A 3,246-nucleotide genomic window follows, 5' to 3' on the forward strand; every position below is an offset into this window, starting at 1 on the left:
TCGATCGCCATCTTCTTCATCATGCTCGCGACATGGCAGCGGCCGATCGTGATGCCCTCCTGACGAAGAAAGTCGCGCATCATCCGGCTGCCTGCGAACGGAAACTCCAGATGCAGCGCGTCGATGCAACGCATGATCGCAAGATCTTCGGACGAAACCGGCCGCGGCAGATAATAGACACTGCCCCGGCTGATCCCCAGTTCCTTCGCCTGCCGCTTCACCGGCAAGGTGTCCGTTTGATCGATCATCGCTTTGCGCTCGGCAACAGTCCTGCCTTGCCGAGCGCGCCTTCCAAAAAAATCGTTGGCCAGCGTCAGTTCCCCGATCCTGGCATGCAGCGTCTTCACGTCGACAGCCGGTTCGTTTGAAACCTTCTTCGAGCCGAACACTCCGGCCGCCCCTTCGAGCAACTGCGTGGGCCACGTCGTGATCTGGTTGGGATGCAGATCATAGTCGTGCGCCAGCTCTGCCAGCGTCTTCTCGCCCTTGATCGCGGCAAGCGCCACCTTCGCCTTGAATGCCGGGCTGTGGTTGCGCCGGGGTCGTCTGCTCATTCTCTGCTCCTGTCTCGCAGCCCATCTGGCTGCTCTCAGGCAGAAAATCCAATTATCTCAGTGTGCAGATTCTCCAGGCCACCTCTGGTTACTGCCATCGGGCTCCGGCGTGAGGAGTTCGGAACGCACTCACTCAGACGAACCAAGGCCTCGATGATCTACAAGGCTACTGGCAATCTCAGAGCCATTCAGATCCTGCTCGGACACTCGAAGATCGAGAATACCGTGCGCTATCTCGGTGTGGATGTCGAAGATGCTCTACAATTAGCAGAGCGAACTGAGATTTGACCGTGAGGCGGCCCTTCCAAAAGCGGAAGGGCCGCTTTCCCGTTCGGCAAGCGTCCGTGAACGTCTCATTATGGGGTGGAAAGCGGACATCAGACTGCACGTCGACGGCGCGCGTTGGGTCTCAGAAACGCGATCCTTCCAGGTCGACATCTGCTTTGGACCAGATGACGGCGAAGTCAGACTGAGCCTCTTGCGTGGCCTTGCCTTGAGCTTTCAGCGACTGGATCAATCCCGCCATCGACCAGCCGTTTCTCGGGTAGTCTTTCAGGTCCTGGCGATACACTGCTTCCGCTTCCGCCGCACGATCCGCGACTAGCAGGGCCTGCCCCAGGGATTGGCGGGTTGGATAATACCAAAAAGGCGGCTCCATATAGGGCAGCTCGTCCTGCAGTGACACGGCCTCTTGGAACAGTCCGATTGCCTTGTCATCATCGCCTTCTTCGAGCGCCAGTTCACCCGCAAGCAGGCCGTGTGCAATGTTCAGCAGCACCGACGCTGGATAGTCCGCATTATCGAGGAAGCTTATCTGCACGCTATCCTTGGCCTGCGCGAGTTGGTCCAGCTCTACCTGCGCTTCGGCTGCGCGACCCTTGTGAACCAACGCAAGGCCGCGCGCGTAATTCATGATCGCTCGTGAATAATCGCGTGGGGTGGGCGGTTCGGACTGCGCGAGAATCTCGTCCCATCGACCGAATTGCACCTGCGTGAGCAGCGGAATGGTCTTGAAGAATTCCACCGTCGGAAACTGCTCGATCTGCTCCATGCGGACGTTTGCGGCGAGCTTCTCGGCTGATGCGAGCGCCATCGCGCTCTGCCCCGACATGCTGGTCGCGGCCCACAGGAAGTGGATGTTGTGCGGGTAGTAGAGCGCCGGATAGAAACCCTGCGCATTACATGCCGCAATATATTCCTCGTCGACTGCGGCGGCGCGGATATTGGCCTTCGCCGCATCGTCATAGCGACCGACGCGCCAGTAGATGTGCGCCGGCATATGAACGAGGTGCCCCGATGCCGGAACCAGATCGAGCAAGCGGTCCGCTTCATCCTCCGCGATGCCCGGCGTTTCCGACGCCTCGACCGCGTGGATATAAAGGTGCAGGGCTAGAGGGTGATTGGGACTTCGCTCAATTATTTTCTCGAGCGTAGCAATCACCTTGCGCGTGTCCTCTTTGGGCAGGCCGGCATCTGACCAGTAGTCCCAAGGCATGAGGTTCATCAGCGATTCTGCAAAGATTGCACTCGCATCGTCGTCGTCGGGGTGTGCTGCGACATATTGACCCATCGCATCCGAATAGGCTTGGTCGAGCGGCTCTCGCCCCGTGTCGGGATCGCCGTTGTATCGCGCCGCCTGGGCTTCGATCAACAGCTGCTCTGCTGGACTCGCGTTGAAGCGCAGATCCATTGCCTTACCGATCGCGGCAAAAGCCGATTTCCGCTCTTCCGGGCTCATGACCGCCTTGCCCTTGGCAGTTACGTTGATGTTGGGGCCGGTCGCCAGCGCCTCTCCCCAGAAACACATGGCGCACTGCGGATCGAGCCTCTGTGCTGCACGGAACGACCGGATTGCTTCGGCGTGATTGAAGCCGAATGCGAGCACCATCCCCTGATCGAAATAGCTTTGAGCGCCCGCGTTGGCGGTCGTTATCCGGCGGTGGTAGTCACCTAGCCCTTCAAAAAGAGGCGCGCCCGCCAATTCTACGAGCGCGACGTTCTCGACCGCGGTCATCTCGACCGCATTAGCGGGTCTTGTTTGGCCATTCGCTTGCGTGCCTGCCGCGAGGCTCATCGCCATCACGCTGGCACCAGCGACCAATTTGGAAATGCTCATCTCGCTCTCCATGCAATCCGACCCGCGACTCCGGCTAATAGCATGGATTGAGCGACCGCCCTATCTAAGCCGCTCCGGCGCCAAAGTCCGCAATTGGGTCGTTAGCGGAATGTCGGTTTTTGTCAGAAATGCTCGGATAGCTGCCTGTCTGTTTTCGGGAAGTGAGAAGTGGCTCGGTTTGTCTGAACAGCCTTTGACGTTTGATAAGTGGATCGTCTGCGGTTTGGTTGTTCAAGCTGGCGCCTGCGGGGCGTCATGGAGGTCGGGCGTAGCCCGGCCGGAGTGACGCCCCGCAAGTCGCGGCCAATTCACGCTGCCACGGCCTGTGGCAGATTGTCAAAGTAGGTTTGATCGGGCGTACGTCCGCCGAGGCTCGAGTGAGGTCTCCGGGCGTTGTAGAAGCCCAGGTATCGGCCGATCGAACTGCGCGCTTCGCTGACGCATGCGTCGGCGTGCAGGTAGACTTCCTCGTACTTCACCGAGCGCCACAGCCGCTCGACCACGACATTGTCGCGCCAGGCGCCGCGGCCGTCCATGCTGATGGCGATACCCTCGCGCCGCAGCACGCCGGTGAAG

General features: G+C 59.8%; 3 protein-coding genes and 1 pseudogene. 1 reads left to right on the plus strand and 3 read right to left on the minus strand.

The features are described 5' to 3' along the window. Window positions 1-554, minus strand: a 554-nt coding sequence (locus FMM79_RS20070) for an IS3 family transposase (protein WP_148629299.1), incomplete at its 3' end; no start/stop codon positions are given. A gap of 87 nt (window positions 555-641) precedes the next feature. Here FMM79_RS20070 and FMM79_RS22000 point away from each other — a divergent pair. Further along, window positions 642-842, plus strand: a pseudogene (locus tag FMM79_RS22000) (tyrosine-type recombinase/integrase); the annotation flags it as partial. 121 nt (window positions 843-963) lie between these two features. On the opposite strand, the gene FMM79_RS20080 reads toward FMM79_RS22000, so the two are convergent. Beyond that, window positions 964-2,670 carry a M48 family metallopeptidase gene (locus FMM79_RS20080; RefSeq protein WP_162528570.1) on the minus strand — a complete coding sequence of 569 codons (1,707 nt, stop codon included), beginning with the start codon at window positions 2,668-2,670 and terminating at the stop codon, window positions 964-966. 308 nt (window positions 2,671-2,978) lie between these two features. After that, the coding region (locus tag FMM79_RS20085; RefSeq protein WP_148625073.1) for an integrase core domain-containing protein at window positions 2,979-3,246 on the minus strand (268 nt) is incomplete at its 5' end.

Source organism: Novosphingobium sp. BW1 (assembly GCF_008107685.1).
Taxonomy (GTDB): domain Bacteria; phylum Pseudomonadota; class Alphaproteobacteria; order Sphingomonadales; family Sphingomonadaceae; genus Novosphingobium.

What these genes read in the sequence shown, in the direction of transcription:
- FMM79_RS20080 (WP_162528570.1), bottom strand. Translation starts at nt 2,670, where the DNA reads ATGAGCATTTCCAAATTGGTCGCTGGTGCCAGCGTGATGGCGATGAGC.